Here is a 15,992-nt window from a genome sequence, read left to right on the forward strand (position 1 = left end):
ATGACGGAAACTCCCCGGTCCATCTCGGTCACCGGATCCGGCACGGCCGAAGCCGCGCCGGACCTGCTGACCCTCTCCATCGGCGTCGAATGCCGCCGCGCCGATGTCGACGCGGCGTACGGGGACGCCGCGCACGCCTCGTCCGCGATCACGGCCGCGCTGCGGGGCCATGGCGTGGCGAACACGGACATCACGACATCGGGGCTGAACGTGCGGGCCGAGGTCAGCTGGCAGGAGGGCCGCGGGCAGCTCGTCTCGGGCTATCTCGCCTCCAGCACGCTGAGTGTCCGGCTCCGCGAGCTGGCGTCCGCCTCGTCCGTCATTGCCGCGGCGGTCGCGGCCGGCGGCGACGATGTGCGGCTCAACGGCCTGGAGCTCGGATTTGCGGACCCAGCCTTGCTGGAGGTGCGCGCCCGGGAGGCTGCATGGAACGATGCCCGCACAGCGGCCGAGCACTTCGCCTCGCTGGCGGGCGCCCGGCTCGGCAGGACCCTCTCCGTCACCCAGCAGCCCGGGACGGCTGCGCCCATCCCGCTGGCCAAGATGCAGCGCGTTGCGGCCTCCGAGCCACTAACCGTCGAAGCCGGCGGCGCCAGCGTYACGGCCGCCGTCGACGTGGTCTGGGAACTCCTGGACTGACCGTCTCAGCTCACCCGCCCGGCCTGGCGTTGCTTCCGGGTCGCCCTAGTGGGTGGCGCCCCCGGCGAGCTTGAGGTCCGCCGTCGTCGCCAGCGCGGTGCGGACGACGACGGCGAGCGCCTGCGTCATCTGTTCCAGCGGCAGCGATACGAGCCCGCTGCCCGGGGCAACCTGATCCGGCCCGAACGGGACGTGGACAAAGCCGCCGCGTACCGCCGGGGTGGACGCCAGGGCGTGCATCAGGCCGTAGAAGACGTGGTTGCAGACGTACGTTCCGGCTGTCTGGGACACCTCGGCCGGGATCCCTGCCGCGCCCAGCGCCGCCAGGGCCGCCTTCACCGGCAGGGTGCTGAAGTAGGCCGCCGGGCCCCCGGGCACCACGGGCTCATCAACCGGGGCGTTGCCCGCATTGTCCGGGATCCGCGCGTCGTCGCAGTTGATCGCGATCCGTTCCAGCGAGATGCGGGGCCGGCCGCCGGCCTGGCCGGCGCAGACCACGACGTCCGGACGGTGCTCGGCCAAGGCGGCGCGCAGGGCGGCGATGGCGTCGCCAAAGACGCAGGGCAGCTCCACCGCCGCGACCTCGTGGCCCTCGGCTTGAAGCAGGGCGGCCGCCCCGCGCGCGGCGGTCCAGGACGGATTCGTAGTTTCGCCGCCGAAGGGTTCGAAGCCGGTCAGGAGAATCATGGGCCCAGCCTAGCAACGCCGCGTTCTTGATCACCGAGTGGAAGCCGGCGGCGCCCGGGCTCCCGCAGCCCAGTGCCGCAATTCGGCTGAGTTCCTACCCGATGAGGAGGAAGTTCCCCCGCAGGGATGAGTGATCCGCCTCCTCGAAACGTGCACCGGTGCGCGTGGGCAGGAAGCGAAGGAGCCGGCCCGTGGTCCTTGACTTAAGATCGAACATATATTCGAATGTATCCATGAGATGGGACGCGCAAGCACTGAGGCCGAGCGGTGAAACCCTCGCCGTCGATCCCGACGCCGTTGCCGCCGCGCGACCGGCCGCTCCGGCATTGCTGCCGCTGGCCGGTTTGGTCCGGACCGTCTCCACCCCTGAGTTTGCCGGGGTCACTTTCCATGAGGTCACTGCCAAATCGGTGCTCAACAAGGTGGCCGCCGGTTCCCGGATGCCCTTCGAGTGGACGGTAAACCCGTACCGTGGCTGCAGCCACGCCTGCGTGTACTGCTTCGCCCGCAAGACCCACACCTATCTGGACTTCGACGCCGGCCTGGACTTCGACAGCCAGGTGGTGGTCAAGATCAATGCGGCCGAGGTGCTGCGCAAGGAACTCGCCAAGCCCTCGTGGCAGCGCCAGCACGTGGCCCTGGGCACCAACACGGACCCTTACCAGCGCGCCGAGGGACGGTACCAGCTGATGCCCGGCATCATCGGCGCCCTGGCGGACTCCGGTACCCCCCTGTCCATCCTGACCAAGGGCACGCTTCTGGCCCGGGACATCCCGCTGCTCAAGCACGCCGCCGCCCAGGTCCCGGTGGGCGTGGGGATCTCCCTCGCCATGACCGACGAGCGGCTCTCCGAGGCCGTGGAACCCGGCACGCCAGGCCCGCGTGCCCGGCTGAAGCTGGTCTCCCGATTGCGCGAGGCGGGGCTCCCCTGCGGCGTGATGGCGATGCCCATCCTGCCTTGGCTCTCGGATTCCGACGAAGCCCTCGATTCCCTCTTCGGCTCACTCGCCGCCGCGGGCGCCACCGGTGTCACGGCCGGCGCCCTCTACCTGAAACCGGGCACCCGCGAATGGTTCATGCAATGGATCGCCCGGGAACACCCGCAGCTCGCCGGAAAGTATCGCCGGCTCTACGGCAGCGGATCCTACGCCTCCAAGGAATACCGCGCCTGGCTGTCCGGCCGGATCAGGTACTTCAGGTCCCGGCACGGCTTCCTCGGCTCCTCGGGCTTCAGCCACCGGGATCTCGACGATGATCCCCGGGAAGAGGAAGCCCAGTACCCGGCCGGCAGCATCCCCGACCCGGCCGCCCAGCGGGCTGCCGCTGCCGGCGCCGGAGCAGGGCCACGGGCGGCGCAACCGACGCTCTTCTGACGGACCTGTTTGACGGATCCGATAGCCGACCCGTGCGGCGGCCTAGAGGACCTTTACCGCGCCGAGGACCTTCGAGAGCGAATCCTTGGCGTCACCGAACAGCAGGGTGGTTCTGGGATCATGCAGGAGCTCGTTCTCGATTCCGGCGAAGCCCGGGCGCATCGATCGCTTCAGGAACACCACCTGTTGGGCCTGGACCACCTCGAGGATCGGCATCCCGTAGATCGGCGAGCCGGGGGACGACTTAGCGGCGGGGTTGACGACGTCGTTGGCGCCCACCACCAGGGCGATGTCGGTGTTGGCGAACTCCGGATTGACCTCGTCGAGTTCCCGGAGCGACTCGTACGGCACGTTCGCCTCCGCCAGCAGCACGTTCATGTGCCCGGGCATCCGTCCGGCCACGGGGTGGATGGCGAAAACGACGTCCACTCCCCTGGCTGTGAGCGCGGTGGCGAGCTCGGCGACGGTGTGCTGGCCCTGGGCGACGGCGAGGCCGTAGCCCGGCACAATCACGACGCGTTGGGCGTAGCCGAGCTGCACGGCGACGTCCTCGGCCGAGGAGGAGCGCACCGGACGGTCGCTGACGGTGGTCGAACCCGCAGTGGATCCGCCCCGGAAGGCGCCGAACATGATGCCGGCCACGCCGCGGCCCATGGCCGAGGCCATCACCTTGGTGAGGATGGTGCCGCTGGCCCCCACGAGTGTCCCGGCCACGAGCAGCAGCACGTTGCCGAGGACGATCCCGGACGCGGCGACGGCGAGGCCGGTGAAGGCGTTGAGCAGCGAGATCACGATCGGCACGTCGGCGCCGCCCACCGGGAGCACCAGCAGCAGCCCCGCGGCAAGGCCCAGCACCAGCAACGCCCCGGCCCAGGCCGGCGAACCCGAAAGCACAACCAGCCCGCCGGCGGCCAGGGCGCCCGCAAGGACCACCAGCATCACGGCGGGCATGCCCCGGAAGAGCAACGGCCGGGTGCTGATCAGCTCCTGCAGTTTCCCCATCGTGACGGCCGAGCCCGCGAAGGACACCGCTCCGACCAGCATGGTGAAGACCACGGCCAGCCGCACCCAGGGCTCCTCGCTGTGGCCAAGTTCCAGCACCGCGACCAACGCGGCCGCGCCGCCGCCGACCCCGTTGAACAGGGCGACCAATTGCGGCATCTGGGTCATCTGCACGCGCCGGGCGACCGGGACGGCGAGGGCGGCGCCGACGGCGATCGCGGCCAGGATCAGCGGAATGTTGTCCAGCCGGGCGGAGAGGAACACGGTTGCCAGGGCCACCGCGGCCCCGGCGGCGCCGATGGCGTTGCCGCGCCGGGCGGTCCGGGGCGAGCTGAGGCCCTTCAGCGCGAGAATGAAACAGACCGCCGCCACCAGGTAGAAAAGTGCGGTCCACGCCGGGGCAAGGATGCTCATTTGCCGTCCTCCCCCGTGCGGCCGGTGCCCGCTCCGGCCGCATCGCCCCGGCGTGCGGCCTTCCGCGGGCCGAACATCTCCAGCATCCGGTCGGTGACGACGAATCCGCCGACCAGGTTGGCGGTCGCGAGGACCACAGCGAGCAGTGCGACGGCCAGCAGCCAGGGATCGCCGGCCTGGCCCGCCACGATGACTGCGCCGACCAGGATGATGCCGTGGATGGCATTCGCGCCGGACATCAGCGGGGTGTGCAGCTTGCTGGTGACCTTGGAAACGACTTCGAAGCCGACGAAGACGGCGAGGACCACCACCGTGAGTAACGTGACTGCATTCATCAGTTGTGCGCCTCCATCGCTGCCGCCGTGCCGGCGTGCCGGACGGCGCCGTCGTGCGTCAGGCACGCCCCGGAAATGACGTCGTCGTCGAAGTCCGGGATCACCTTGCCGTCCAGGGTCATCAGGGCGAGGAGGTTGGCGACGTTCTTGGCGTACAGCCGGGAGGCGTCCGAGGCAACGGCCGACGCCGCGTCCTGCATCCCCACCAGCGTCACCGCGCCGCCCGGGACCGGAACCAGGACGTCCCGGCCGGCGATCACCCCCTCGACGTTGCCGCCGGACTCGGCGGCAAGGTCTACGACGACGGATCCTGCCCGCATCCCGGCCACCATGTCCGCGGTGACGAGCAGCGGGGCTGGCCGGCCCGGGATCGCCGCCGTTGTGATGAGCACGTCCGCCGAGGCCACGTGTGGCGCCAGCAGGGCACGCTGCCGGGCGGCCCGGTCCTCGCCGAGTTCCCTGGCGTAGCCGCCGCTGCCTTCAGCGGCCGTGTCTGCAGCCCGGGTATCGAGCTCCAGGTTGATGAAGGTCCCGCCCATCGAGGCGACCTCGTCGGCGGCGGCGGCGCGGATGTCGTTCGCCGAGACCCGGGCGCCGAGCCGTTTCGCGGTGCCGATCGCCTGCAGGCCGGCGACGCCGGCGCCGAGGACCAGCACCCTGGCCGGCGGGATGGTCCCGGCGGCGGTCATATAGAGCGGGAAGAACCTCGGGTAGCGCAGCGCCGCTTCCAGTACGGCGCGGTAGCCGGTGACCAGGGACTGGGAGCTGAGCGCGTCCATGGACTGGGCGCGGGAGATCCGGGGCACGAGTTCCAGGGCGAAAGACGTCACCCCGGTGGCGGCGAGGGCGCCCACGGTTGGCAGCTCCGAGGCCGGTGAGGCAAACCCGATGGTGATGGCGCCGGGCCGCAGGGTGGCGGCGATCTCCGGGCTGAGCGGCCGGACGTGCAGCAGGACGTCCACGTCGTCCAGCGGGAGCTCCGGGCTGAGGCTGGCGCCAGCGGCCTCGTAATCGGCGTCGCCGTAGCCGGATTCGACGCCGGCACCGCATTCCACCAGCAGCGACAAGCCCAGGCCGGTGAGCTGCTGCACCGTCTCGGGGGTGGCCGCAACCCGGCGCTCCCCCGCACGTTGTTCCCGTCTGACCCCCACCTGCACGCCCGGCTCCTCTCGGTTCGCCCCAGCGTAGCCACAGAGCCCTTAGTTTGGCGAGGGTTCTGCCGCGACGGCTGCCAGGAGCGCCTCCACGATCGGCAGGTCAGCCGGGATCCACGGCAAGCGGAGGACTTCCTGCCGGTCCGTCAGTGCCACCCAGCGCAGTTCGTCGTGGTCCTCCAGCGGCTGCGGCGTGCCGGCAGCAAGCTCGGCAAACCACACCCGCATAACAGCCTTGCCGTTGAGCGGCCAGCCGGCCGGCGCCTCGGCGGCCAGCTCCGGCCCCAGCCGGACCTCCACGCCGAGTTCCTCCAGCAATTCCCGGTGCAGCGCACGCTCCGGAGCTTCGCCGGGGTCCACCTTGCCGCCGGGGAACTCCCACATGCCGGCGAACTGGGGCGGCGCGGTCCGCCTTGCCACCAGGAGGGACCGGGGGGCGGCCAGGGAATCCACTACTGCGCCGCCGACGACGTTGATGAGTTCAGTCACGTCCACCAGTCTAGGGGCGCGGCGCCGTCGGCCTCCGGGAGAGAATGATGGGAGACCTGGCGTACAGCGTCGGAATACCGGAGCCTGGGCCCCGCGTTACCTGCACAGCGGCTCCATGCCGAACCACTACGCCGCATTCTCCCGGCCAGCGCCGGGATCGTTCCCCGAGAAGCAGACGGATGACAACCACCAAAGACGCCCCCGCAATGCCTAAAGCCGGCACCCGCCACCTCGCCCTCGCCATCATTTCCCTGGCGATGGGCGGATTCGGCATCGGCACCACCGAGTTCACCATGATGGGCCTGCTCAAGGAGGTGGAGCATGGCCTGGGCATCGGGACTCCGGAGGCCGGACACCTGATTTCCGCCTACGCCCTGGGCGTGGTGGTCGGCGCGCCGGTCCTGGCCGCGGTCGGGGCCAAGCTTCCGCGCAAGTACCTCGCGCTGGGGCTGATGCTCTTCTTCAGCCTCGCCAACCTCAGTTCCTTCATTGCCCCGGACTACGGCACCATGCTGGTATCCCGTTTCGCCGCCGGGCTGCCGCACGGCGCTTTCTTCGGCGTCGCCGCGGTCATTGCCTCATCCCTCGTGGCCCCGACCCGGCGCGGCTGGGCCATCTCCATGGTGATGGCGGGCCTCACCGTTTCCAACGTCATCGGCGTGCCGTTCGGGACCTGGCTGGGCCAGAACTTCGGCTGGCGGCTGCTCTTCCTGCTGGTGGGCCTGATCGGCATCCTGACCATGGCCATGCTCTGGAAGTTCGTGCCGTTCCAGGAACCCCATGCCGACGCGAGCATCCGCCGCGAACTCGGAGCGCTCAAACGGCTGCAGGTCTGGCTTGCCGTCCTGATCGGCGTGGTCGGCTTCGGCGGATTCTTCGCCACGTACACCTACATCGCCCACACCATGACGTCGGTGGCCGGCATACCCTCGGAGTGGCTGCCGCTCGTCGTCGCGCTGTACGGGGTGGGCATGGTGGCCGGCAACATCGCGGGCGGACGGATCGCTGACAAGTCCGTGATGGGCACCATCTACTGGGTGCTGCCCGGCGTCGCCGTGGCGCTCGTGGTCTACGCCGTGGCCGTGCACTGGCCCTGGTCCGCGTACGTGATGGTCTTCGTCGTGGGCGCCGCCGGCTCCATGCTCGTTCCGGCGCTGCAGACCCGGCTCCTCGACGCCTCCCCCGACGCGCCGTCGCTGGCGTCCTCGCTGAACCACGCGGCCCTCAACGTGGCGAACGCCCTGGGCGCGTTCCTCGGCGGCCTCGTCATCGCCTGGGGCTGGGGCTATGTGGCACCCGCCCTCGTCGGCGCGGTGCTGGCCATCCTGGGCCTCGGCGTCGCAGTCCTCAGTGGTGCGGTGGAACGCAGGAAGCCGCTGGTCCGGTAGCCGCACGATGCGGTTCCGGGCCAGCGGCCCCAGGGCGAAACGGGTGAAACGGGTGGAGCGGGTGAGCTAGCTGGCGCTGACTCGCTGCACGTCCGGTTCGAGGTAGATCACCCGCGCGGTGGGCACGGCCTCGCGGATACGGACTTCGGTGGCATCGATGGCCGCCGCGATGTCCCGGCCCGACTCGGCCGCGCCAATCCCGATCTTGGCCGCGACCAGCAGTTCCTCCGGGCCCAGGTGCATGGTCTTGATGTGGATGATGGTGGTGCCGTCGGCTTCGATGGCGCCGCGGATCTTGGCGACGTCAGCCTTGGTGGCGGACTCGCCCAGCAGCAGGGACTTGGTTTCCACTGCCAGGATGGCCGCGATCGCCACCAGCAGCAGGCCGATCATCGCGGTTCCGAGGGCATCCCAGATGCCGTTACCGGTGACCAGCGTCAGGCTGACGCCAAAGAGCGCGAAGACCAGGCCCAGCAGGGCGCCGAAATCCTCCAGCAGGATCACGGGCAGCTCCGGCTGCTTGGCGTTCCGGATGAAGTGGACCCAGCTCTGCTTGCCGCGCAGCGGGTTGGATTCGCGGATGGCGGTTCGGAAGGAGAAGGACTCGGCGATGACGGCGCCGACGAGTACGGCCAGCGGGACCCACCAGAAGTCACCCTCGATGCCGTGCGGGTGCTGGATCTTGCCCCAGGCCTCGTAGAGCGCAAACAGGCCGCCGACGGAAAAGAGCACGATCGAAACGATGAACGCGTAGATGTAGCGTTCCCGGCCGTAGCCGAACGGGTGCTCGGGGCTCGCTTCCTTCTTGGCGCGCTTGCCGCCGACCAGCAGGAGCAACTGGTTCCCTGAATCCGCGAGCGAGTGGATGGCCTCCGCGAGCATCGACGAGGACAGCGTCAGGATGAACGCGATGAACTTAAGGACGGCGATCGTCAGGTTTGCGGCCAACGCCGCGACAATCGCCTTGGTACCGCCGTTTGCAGCCAAGAGAGCTTCTCCTCAGGAGGTTTTTCAGGGGGACGTGCGGGGAGCGCTTTTGGCCCGAAGCCGCAAGGAACACCGTACCCGTTCGGGGCCCGCTCCCGCACCGTGGCGGGACCGTCAGCGGTACGTAACGATTGGGTGTGATGTTGCTGACACGCGTTCACGGCTGTGTTAGCTTGAAGCCATAATCGGGATTCCTAAGGTGAATGCCGACGAATATGTAGGAGGAGACATGGGCTTTCTAGGCTGGATCATTCTCGGACTCATTGTAGGTGCAATCGTTAAGGCAATCATGCCTGGCAGGGTCGGCGGCGGCTGGGTCACCAGCCTCGTGCTCGGCGTCGTCGGAGCCATTGTCGGCGGCTGGATCGGCGACCTGCTGTTCGGCGGCGGCAAGATGGAATTCTGGAACCTCGGCTCCTGGATCCTGGCCATTGTCGGCGGCCTCGTCGTAGCCGGCATCTACGGTGCCATCACCGGACGCAACCGGACCACATAAGAATTCTCAAGTACCGCCCCGGCTTCAGTGCCGCAGCGGAAAACGAACGACGGCGGGGGCTCACCTAACGGTGGGCCCCCGCCGTCGTTCGTTTTCCCGAAGTTCCTGCCGGCTAGGCGGTTCGCTGCTGCGAGCGGGCGCTGGCGTAAAGGCACACCGTTGCCGCGGTGCCGAGGTTGAGGCTTTCCGCTGCTCCGTAGACCGGTACGGCGACCCGGTGGTCCGCGAGGGCCAGTTCCTCCTCGGAAAGACCCTGGGCCTCGTTGCCGAAGAGCCACGCGGTGGGCTGCTCCAGGGCGTAGCCGGATTCGGCCTCAGACGCACCAAGGCGCCGTGCCGCGCTCTCGTCCTGGAGCCGGTCGAGGTTCAGCTGGCCCTGGCCGTCCGCCGCGAGGATTCCGATGCCCCGTTCCTTGCAGCGGGCCACCAGTTCCTCAACATCGGCGCCCAGTACGACGGGCAGGTGGAAGAGCGATCCGGCCGTCGAGCGCACGGCCTTGGGGTTGTAGATGTCAACGCTGGATGCGGTCAGCACCACGGCATCGGCACCGGCCGCATCGGCGGCCCGGAGCACGGTTCCGGCATTGCCGGGGTCCCGGACCTGGCAGAGGACCGCAAGCAGCTGCGGGCCGGCGTCCAGCACCTGGTCGAGGCTGACGTCCAGGAATCCGCAGACTGCGAGGATGCCCTGCGGGGTGACGGTGTCCGACATTGCCGCCAACACCTCGTCAGTGGCGAGGTAGGCGGCGGTCCCGTCCGCGAGGGCCTCCAGCTCGGGGTGCCGGTCGAGGCAGGCCTCGCTCGCGTACACCTCATAGACGACCCCGGGCTCCCCCGCGGCAATCCTCTTCTGGTGCAGGGCCAGGGCTTCCCGGACGGCCTGCGGGCCCTCTGCGAGGAACTCGCGGCGCTTTAAACGGGCCGGGCGCCCGGCAAGCTGTGCCACCTTCCTCACTCGATCGGCTCGAGGGTTGGAAAGGGYAAAGTCTTGCGGGCGCCCGGTTTCGTTCATATAAGAACCTTAGTTGCTTTCGCAGCCGGTTGTAGAACGGTGCTGTCTTGCGACGGCGGGAGGAACTACTTTGCGGCCTCGGCGTCAGCCTTCTTGGCAGCAGGCTTCTTGGCGGCAGGCTTCTTCGCAGCCTTGGGAGCCGCAGCGGCCTCGGCCTGGACGGCCGGAGCGGAGGTGTCAGCAGGCAGCGAGTCCTTGGCGACCTTCACCAGCGCGGCGAAGGCGTTGGCGTCGGAGACAGCCAGCTCGGCCAGCATGCGGCGGTCAACCTCGACCTCAGCGGCCTTGAGGCCCTGGATCAGACGGTTGTAGGTCAGGCCGTTGGCGCGGGATGCAGCGTTGATGCGCTGGATCCACAGGCGGCGGAAGTCGCCCTTCTTCTTCTTGCGGTCGCCGTAGCTGTACACAAACGAGTGCAGCAGCTGCTCTTTGGCCTTGCGGTACAGGCGTGAACGCTGTCCACGGTAGCCCTTTGCGCGTTCGAGGATAACCCGGCGCTTCTTGTGGGCGTTGACCGCCCTCTTCACACGTGCCACGTGCGTACTCCTTCAGAATTCTGATCCCAAGCGTCTACTGCCGGAAAACCCGGCTGGCCTGAGAAGCCTTTTTGGTAGTGGACCGCTGCCAGGTGGCAATCGATCCGAGAACTTGGAACTTAGATGCCGAGCATCTTCCGGATGACCTTTGCGTCGCCCTTGAAGACGATCTTGTCGCCGGCGAGGCGGCGGGTCAGCCTGGAGGACTTGTGCTCGAGGTAGTGGCGGCGGTTGGCCTGCTGGCGACGCAGCTTGCCGCTACCGGTCAGCTTGAAGCGCTTCTTAGCACCGCTGTGGGTCTTCATCTTCGGCATGGGAACCGATCTCCTTACGTATCCGCAGACGGGGTCTGCAGTCTTTCGTGCAGCCGCCCCTGCGGGCGGCATGCTGGTTGCTTGCTGCCGGACATTGCTGTCCGGCAGCCGTGAACTAGTTGGTCTTCTTGCTGCCCGGCTTCGGAGCGGCCTTGGGGGCCGCCGGCCGTGCCGCAGGCTTCGGTGCCGCAGGCCGGGCAACCGGCTTGGGTGCCGCAGCAGGCTTCGGAGCAGGCTTCTCGGCAGCCGGAGTTGCCTCGGCGGCCGCCGCCTTCGGAGCCTCAGCCTTCGGTGCTGCAGCCTTGGGAGCGGCAGCCTTGGGAGCAGCGGGTGCCTTCGGTGCCGCGGCCTTGGGAGCTGCGGGCGCCTTGGCCGCTGCCGGCTTCGCTGCGGCCTTGGGAGCCGCCTGCTTCGGAGCGGCCGCCTCGGCGGCCTTGGGGGCCTCCTGCTTCGGCTCTTCCTTGGCGGGCGCCGCTTCGGCCGGTGCCTCTTCGGCCGCGGCGGGAGCTGCCGTTTCCGGGGCTTCCTCAGCCTTGGGGGCCTCGGTCCGGACCTGGTAGCCCTCCGGCAGCAGGTCGGCCAGGGACTGCGTCAGGGGCGCTTCGGGGGCGGACGTGTCAACGCGGCCGCCGCCGGCTGCCTTGGCTTCGTTCTCAGCCTTGGCTTCTGCGCGCTGCGTTGCGCGGCGGGCCTCTGCCTTTGCTTCTGCCTTGTTCTTCAGCGGGCCCACCACCATGACCATGTTGCGGCCATCGATACGCGGGCTGGACTCCACAACGCCAACTTCGGCGACGTCGTCAGCGAAACGCTGCAGCAGGCGGATGCCCATTTCGGGGCGCTGCTGCTCACGGCCGCGGAACTGGATCATGGCCTTGACCTTGTCACCGGCGCCGAGGAAGCGGAGGGCGTGGCCGCGCTTGGTCTCGTAGTCGTGGGTGTCGATCTTGAGCCGGAAACGGATTTCCTTCAGGACCGTGTTGGTCTGATTCTTCCGTGCCTCGCGTGCCTTGACCGCAGCTTCGTACTTGTACTTGCCGAAGTCCATCAGCTTGCACACCGGAGGCTTGGCCTGCGGTGCAACTTCAACGAGATCAAGGTCGGACTCGGCAGCCAAACGCAGGGCATCCTCAATACGGACGACTCCTACCTGTTCACCTGCAGGGCCGACCAGCCGCACCTCGGGGACGCGGATACGCTCATTGATTCTTGGCTCGCTAATGTTAAAGCTCCTGTGTTCGTGAGGGGTACTCCGCCGGCAAATGAAGAAGGCCCTCAATTGCCGGAGCAATCGAAGGCCTCGAAGATCGGAACTGCCGTACCTCGCGGGGAGGCGGCATGCGTTCCCGCCAGGCCTAAGCCTAGGGAGAATGCCCGACCAGGTACCCGGCAACCTTGATTCCTGGGGAATACTCGCGGTTGACGCGGGTGGGAGAGAACTCCGCTTGCAAACTGAAAAGCAATTCTACAGAAAAATACCCGTTCAACGCACATGCGCGCCCGGGTGTCACCGTCCCGTTCAACTTCAAACGGTGGGCCTTCTGCAAAATAACGACAATCAGTCGGTCTGTGACAAGCTTACCGCATGAGCACTTCAGACAGTAATTCCCACGTTTACCAGCCTGCCAACGCCCAGGCCGGCGACCAGAGCGATGTATCCCAGCAGATCCGCGACATCTCCGAGGTGCCCGCGATCGAAGTCATCACCACCGCCGCGGTCCACCTCATGAGCGCCGCCGCCGTGAAACTCGGTTTGGCCGCCGAGGAAAACGCCGAGGAGCTCAAGGATCTGGACGAGGCGCGCAAGCTGATCACGGCATTGGCCGGACTGGTCACGTCCGCGGCTCCCGAGATCGGCTCCCAGCACGCCGGACCGTTGCGCGATGGCCTGCGTTCCCTGCAGCTGGCCTTCCGCGAGGAATCCGCCATTCCGGACGCACCGGGCAAGGGTCCGGGCGAGAAGTACACCGGCCCCGTCAACTAGGTAACCCGGCCGCCGAAGCAGCGGCCAACGACGACGGCGGCGGGCGGACCAGAACGGTCCACCCGCCGCCGTCGTCGTTAATTGCCTAGGCCAGTACAGCGCGTGAAGCTGGTCAGGCTGCGCCGAGCCGCCGCCTGCGGCGGTGTTGAAGCACCAGTCCCACCAGGCACAGCAGGACGCCGGCCACCCCCACCGATACGAAGCCCGCGCCCGGGCCCACGCCGTCGATGAAGAGCCCGGCCAGCGGGGCGCCGAGTGCCACCCCGCCGGTGAGGGCCGAGCCGTACCAGCCGATTGCCTCGCCGCGGCGGCCCTCTTCGACCAGGTCCGCGACTTTTTCAGAAGCGGCAGAGAGCACCGGCGCGCAGAGCAGGCCGGGCAGCAGCGAGAGCAGTGCGAGCGTCCAGGTGTCCTGAGCGAACGCCATCGGCAGGGTCAGCGCGGACATGCCCAGCAGCAGCAGGACCGGCGAGACCGGCCGGTGCATGGCGCCGTACACCAGGCCGCCCAGCACCGACGCCGCGCACCAGAACAGGAACACGATGCCGATTTGAGCCTGGTGGCCGCCCGTCTGGAGGGCAGCAACAATGCCGACGTCGGTGCCGCTGAGCACCATGCCCGCGCCGGCTGCGACGGCAAAGACCGCCGCCACGGCGGCCGTGAACCAGGCGAAGTTGTGAATGACCTTGTGCCGGAGGCCAACGCGCCCCTGCCGCCGCTGTTCCGCGGCGGCCAGCGGCGCCAGTTCGGCGGCGGCCTCCTGCAGGTGGGCGGGCGCCGCGGCGACGAGGGCGGTCTCTGCCCCCTCCTGCTGGCCGGCCTCAAACGCCGTGTCCGGTTCCAGGTCGGGCACGGCACTGCGCGTGGGCGGGTTGATCCACATCAGGAACAGTCCTGACAGGGAGGTGGCGACACCAACCACGGTCAGGCCGAGCACGGAGAAGCCCGCGGTGGCGACGAGGGCACCTGCGGCGGGGCCGATCATGAACACCAGCTCTGTGCTGATCGCATCCAGGGCAAAGGCGGTGCGGCGTTGCTCTCCGCTGGCAAGGATTCCCAGCGATTGGCGCACGACGCTGAAGATCGGCAGCGTCAACAGGCCGCCGACAAAAACCAGCGGGAGGAGCAGCTGGTAGCCGACGTGCGGCACGATCGACCAGATGACGGTCTCGGAGACGACGGACGGGATCAGCGCCCTGCGCAGGCCGACGGTATCGACCCGGCGGCCGCGCCACGGGGCGCCGACGGCAATGCCTATCGTCATGACGGCGGCAGCGGCTCCGGCCGCGGCATAGCCCTGTCCCAGGGTGAGGACAATGTGCAGGGTCAGCAGCACACCCGCTGCGGAGTGCGGGATGCGGGCGACCATGCCCACCAGCAGGAGGTTCCTGATGGGCCTCACGGCCAGCAGGTCCCGGTAAAGCGCGAAATTCACGAAACTGCATTCCTTTGAGTACTGCCTTCGGCAGCCCCCGGAAGTCTCCGCACTGGCCGTCGGCTATTGAGCTGCGCGCTGCAACTTGATTTCGATCGAGTCAACCCGTTCAGCAAACGTTTCATTCCGGGCCCAGGCGTCGTTGAGACCGGCCACGAGGGTCTGCACCGCACCGGCGTCGAGCCCGTCTTCAAGGTACAGCACCACCCGCAGTTCCGGGCCGGCGCCGCCGCCGGGAAGTTCCCTGCCGCCGGCCTGGGCGGACGCGACGCCGCCGCCGGGGTGTATTTCCACCCGGCGGAGCGCCGGCACACCGGCCGCGGCCGCTTCGACTGCTTCCGCGACGGCCGGGTCGCTGTAACTGGGCGTCCAGGCGTGCTGCCGCGCAAGCGCCCAGACGGCCGGTCGGCGCACCACGAAGGTGGTGGCGGAGCCGGGGTCCAGCACAAGCAGCTCGGCTCCCTCGGCGACGGCGGAGAGCGCGGCGCGGGCCGCGTAGACCGCCACGGGCCGGGCCTCGCGGTGCCAGGTGGCCAGCGCCGCGGCCGAGGTGAAGACCGGCAGCGCGGTCCRGCCGTCAGGTGCCTTGAGCGTTACCAGCGCCATGTCCGCCTGCTTGTCCCCGTGCAGCTCCCCGCCGTGTGCATCCGCTACAGCCTCACCTTCCTCGGCGAGCTGGGCGAGGATCGGCACGAAGACGCGGGCGGTCGCCAGGGATGCCACCACGGAGGCCTCGCCGTCCGTGCCGGCGGCGAGGGCCGCCAGCGCCGTGAGGTACCCGGCGTCGGCGGCGCCGTCGTCATCCTCGAAGTTGTGGATCTTGGCGTCGTCACCGCTCAGGCTGCGGCCGGCCCAGGGTTGCCCGGCCGAGTCCGTCGCCCCGCCGGCGCCGGCGAGGGCGGCAGCGATATGGCCGGGCAACTGGCGCCCGGCGGGCTGGGAGCTGTGTTCCATGGCCGGGTGCCTAGCGGCGGCCGGCGACGTCGAGCGCTTCGGGCAAGGTGAAGTTGCCGTTGTACAGGGCCTTGCCGACGATGGCGCCCTCGACGCCGAGGGGGACGAGGGAGCGCAGGACTTTGAGGTCCTCGAGGCTGGAGATGCCGCCGGAGGCCACGACGGGCTTGCCGGTCTTTTCGACCATCTGGCGCAGCAGCTCGACATTGGGGCCCTGCAGGGTGCCGTCCTTGGTGACGTCGGTGACGACGTAGCGGGCGCAGCCGGCTTCTTCGAGGCGGCCGAGGACCTCCCAGAGGTCGCCGCCTTCCTTGGTCCAGCCGCGGCCGGCGAGGGTGGTGCCGCGCACGTCGAGGCCGACGGCGATCTTGTCGCCGAAGCGCTCGATCACCCGTTCCGTCCACTCGGGGTTCTCCAGCGCTGCGGTGCCCAGGTTGACCCGGGCGACGCCAAGGTCCAGGGCCTTCTCGAGGGATTCGTCGTCGCGCAGGCCGCCGGAGAGCTCAACCTTGACGTCCAACCGGCCGACGACCTCGCGAAGCAGCTCGGCGTTGGAGCCCCGGCCGAACGCCGCGTCGAGGTCCACGAGGTGGACCCATTCGGCGCCCTGTTCCTGCCAGTTGAGCGCGGCCTCCAGCGGCGTCCCGTAGCTGGTTTCGCTGCCGGCCTCGCCCTGGACCAGGCGCACGGCCTGGCCGTTGACGACGTCGACGGCGGGGAGCAGTTCGAGTACCGGCAGTGCGGATTCGGTGGTCATCGTAGGGTCCTCACGGTGTTGGAGTGGGTTGCACGGCAG

18 protein-coding genes are annotated in these 15,992 nt (G+C 68.8%); 5 read left to right on the top strand and 13 right to left on the bottom strand.

Annotated elements, in window-relative coordinates:
• On the top strand, positions 1–639 hold the full coding sequence (locus AC1DK9_RS14565; protein ID WP_476863431.1) for an SIMPL domain-containing protein: 639 nt from the start codon (positions 1–3) through the stop codon (positions 637–639).
• Positions 640–684: 45 nt separating this feature from the next.
• Here AC1DK9_RS14565 and pcp read toward each other — a convergent pair whose 3' ends face one another.
• Positions 685–1,326 carry a pyroglutamyl-peptidase I gene (gene pcp, locus AC1DK9_RS14570; protein ID WP_476863432.1) on the bottom strand — a complete coding sequence of 214 codons (642 nt, stop codon included), beginning with the start codon at positions 1,324–1,326 and terminating at the stop codon, positions 685–687.
• 233 nt (positions 1,327–1,559) lie between these two features.
• Here pcp and AC1DK9_RS14575 point away from each other — a divergent pair, with 233 nt between their 5' ends.
• A complete protein-coding gene (locus AC1DK9_RS14575) occupies positions 1,560–2,699 on the top strand; it encodes an Rv2578c family radical SAM protein (RefSeq protein ID WP_476863433.1) in 1,140 nt (379 codons plus the stop codon).
• 42 nt (positions 2,700–2,741) lie between these two features.
• On the opposite strand, the gene AC1DK9_RS14580 is transcribed toward AC1DK9_RS14575, so the two are convergent.
• The 4 genes from AC1DK9_RS14580 to AC1DK9_RS14595 are packed head-to-tail and all read right to left on the bottom strand — an operon-like array spanning position 2,742 to position 6,093.
• Positions 2,742–4,115, bottom strand: coding sequence for an NAD(P)(+) transhydrogenase (Re/Si-specific) subunit beta (locus tag AC1DK9_RS14580; RefSeq protein ID WP_476863434.1), 1,374 nt, complete (start codon positions 4,113–4,115; stop codon positions 2,742–2,744).
• Positions 4,112–4,450 carry an NAD(P) transhydrogenase subunit alpha part 2 gene (locus tag AC1DK9_RS14585; protein ID WP_476863435.1) on the bottom strand — a complete coding sequence of 113 codons (339 nt, stop codon included), beginning with the start codon at positions 4,448–4,450 and terminating at the stop codon, positions 4,112–4,114. Before AC1DK9_RS14585 ends, AC1DK9_RS14580 begins: the two co-directional genes overlap by 4 nt.
• Positions 4,450–5,607 carry a Re/Si-specific NAD(P)(+) transhydrogenase subunit alpha gene (locus AC1DK9_RS14590; RefSeq protein WP_476916369.1) on the bottom strand — a complete coding sequence of 386 codons (1,158 nt, stop codon included), beginning with the start codon at positions 5,605–5,607 and terminating at the stop codon, positions 4,450–4,452. The genes AC1DK9_RS14585 and AC1DK9_RS14590 overlap by 1 nt, the downstream gene beginning before the upstream one ends.
• A gap of 42 nt (positions 5,608–5,649) precedes the next feature.
• Positions 5,650–6,093 (bottom strand): (deoxy)nucleoside triphosphate pyrophosphohydrolase, encoded by a 444-nt coding sequence (locus AC1DK9_RS14595; RefSeq protein WP_476863437.1) that lies wholly within the window; start codon positions 6,091–6,093, stop codon positions 5,650–5,652.
• 179 nt (positions 6,094–6,272) lie between these two features.
• Here AC1DK9_RS14595 and AC1DK9_RS14600 point away from each other — a divergent pair, with 179 nt between their 5' ends.
• Positions 6,273–7,481 (top strand): MFS transporter, encoded by a 1,209-nt coding sequence (locus AC1DK9_RS14600; protein WP_476916370.1) that lies wholly within the window; start codon positions 6,273–6,275, stop codon positions 7,479–7,481.
• Between the two features lie 66 nt (positions 7,482–7,547).
• Here AC1DK9_RS14600 and AC1DK9_RS14605 read toward each other — a convergent pair whose 3' ends face one another.
• Complete coding sequence (locus tag AC1DK9_RS14605) at positions 7,548–8,468, bottom strand: cation diffusion facilitator family transporter (protein ID WP_476916371.1); 921 nt, start codon at positions 8,466–8,468, stop codon at positions 7,548–7,550.
• A 229-nt stretch (positions 8,469–8,697) separates the two neighbouring features.
• Between AC1DK9_RS14605 and AC1DK9_RS14610 the strand changes: the two genes are divergently transcribed.
• Positions 8,698–8,964 (top strand): GlsB/YeaQ/YmgE family stress response membrane protein, encoded by a 267-nt coding sequence (locus tag AC1DK9_RS14610; RefSeq protein ID WP_056740672.1) that lies wholly within the window; start codon positions 8,698–8,700, stop codon positions 8,962–8,964.
• Positions 8,965–9,076: 112 nt separating this feature from the next.
• On the opposite strand, the gene AC1DK9_RS14615 is transcribed toward AC1DK9_RS14610, so the two are convergent.
• The 4 genes from AC1DK9_RS14615 to infC all read right to left on the bottom strand — a co-directional run bounded on the left by AC1DK9_RS14615 (position 9,077) and on the right by infC (position 12,003).
• Positions 9,077–9,976 carry a TrmH family RNA methyltransferase gene (locus tag AC1DK9_RS14615; RefSeq protein WP_476916372.1) on the bottom strand — a complete coding sequence of 300 codons (900 nt, stop codon included), beginning with the start codon at positions 9,974–9,976 and terminating at the stop codon, positions 9,077–9,079.
• 65 nt (positions 9,977–10,041) lie between these two features.
• Positions 10,042–10,512, bottom strand: a complete 471-nt coding sequence (rplT, locus tag AC1DK9_RS14620) for a 50S ribosomal protein L20 (protein ID WP_476863441.1) — start codon at positions 10,510–10,512, stop codon at positions 10,042–10,044.
• Between the two features lie 119 nt (positions 10,513–10,631).
• On the bottom strand, positions 10,632–10,826 hold the full coding sequence (rpmI, locus tag AC1DK9_RS14625; RefSeq protein ID WP_009358635.1) for a 50S ribosomal protein L35: 195 nt from the start codon (positions 10,824–10,826) through the stop codon (positions 10,632–10,634).
• Positions 10,827–10,941: 115 nt separating this feature from the next.
• Entirely contained in the window at positions 10,942–12,003 is a 1,062-nt protein-coding gene (infC, locus tag AC1DK9_RS14630) for a translation initiation factor IF-3 (RefSeq protein ID WP_476863442.1), read from the bottom strand.
• A gap of 405 nt (positions 12,004–12,408) precedes the next feature.
• On the opposite strand from infC, the gene AC1DK9_RS14635 reads away from it, so the two are divergent.
• Positions 12,409–12,807, top strand: coding sequence for a DUF1844 domain-containing protein (locus AC1DK9_RS14635; RefSeq protein WP_476863443.1), 399 nt, complete (start codon positions 12,409–12,411; stop codon positions 12,805–12,807).
• A gap of 112 nt (positions 12,808–12,919) precedes the next feature.
• On the opposite strand, the gene AC1DK9_RS14640 is transcribed toward AC1DK9_RS14635, so the two are convergent.
• From AC1DK9_RS14640 to priA, 3 genes are all read right to left on the bottom strand, one after another.
• On the bottom strand, positions 12,920–14,242 hold the full coding sequence (locus AC1DK9_RS14640) for an MFS transporter (RefSeq protein WP_476863444.1): 1,323 nt from the start codon (positions 14,240–14,242) through the stop codon (positions 12,920–12,922).
• A gap of 63 nt (positions 14,243–14,305) precedes the next feature.
• Complete coding sequence (locus tag AC1DK9_RS14645) at positions 14,306–15,196, bottom strand: SseB family protein (RefSeq protein WP_476916373.1); 891 nt, start codon at positions 15,194–15,196, stop codon at positions 14,306–14,308.
• A gap of 10 nt (positions 15,197–15,206) precedes the next feature.
• Complete coding sequence (priA, locus tag AC1DK9_RS14650; protein ID WP_476863446.1) at positions 15,207–15,953, bottom strand: bifunctional 1-(5-phosphoribosyl)-5-((5-phosphoribosylamino)methylideneamino)imidazole-4-carboxamide isomerase/phosphoribosylanthranilate isomerase PriA; 747 nt, start codon at positions 15,951–15,953, stop codon at positions 15,207–15,209.
• Positions 15,954–15,992 lie beyond the last annotated feature (39 nt).

Source organism: Arthrobacter sp. 01T414 (assembly GCF_056398965.1).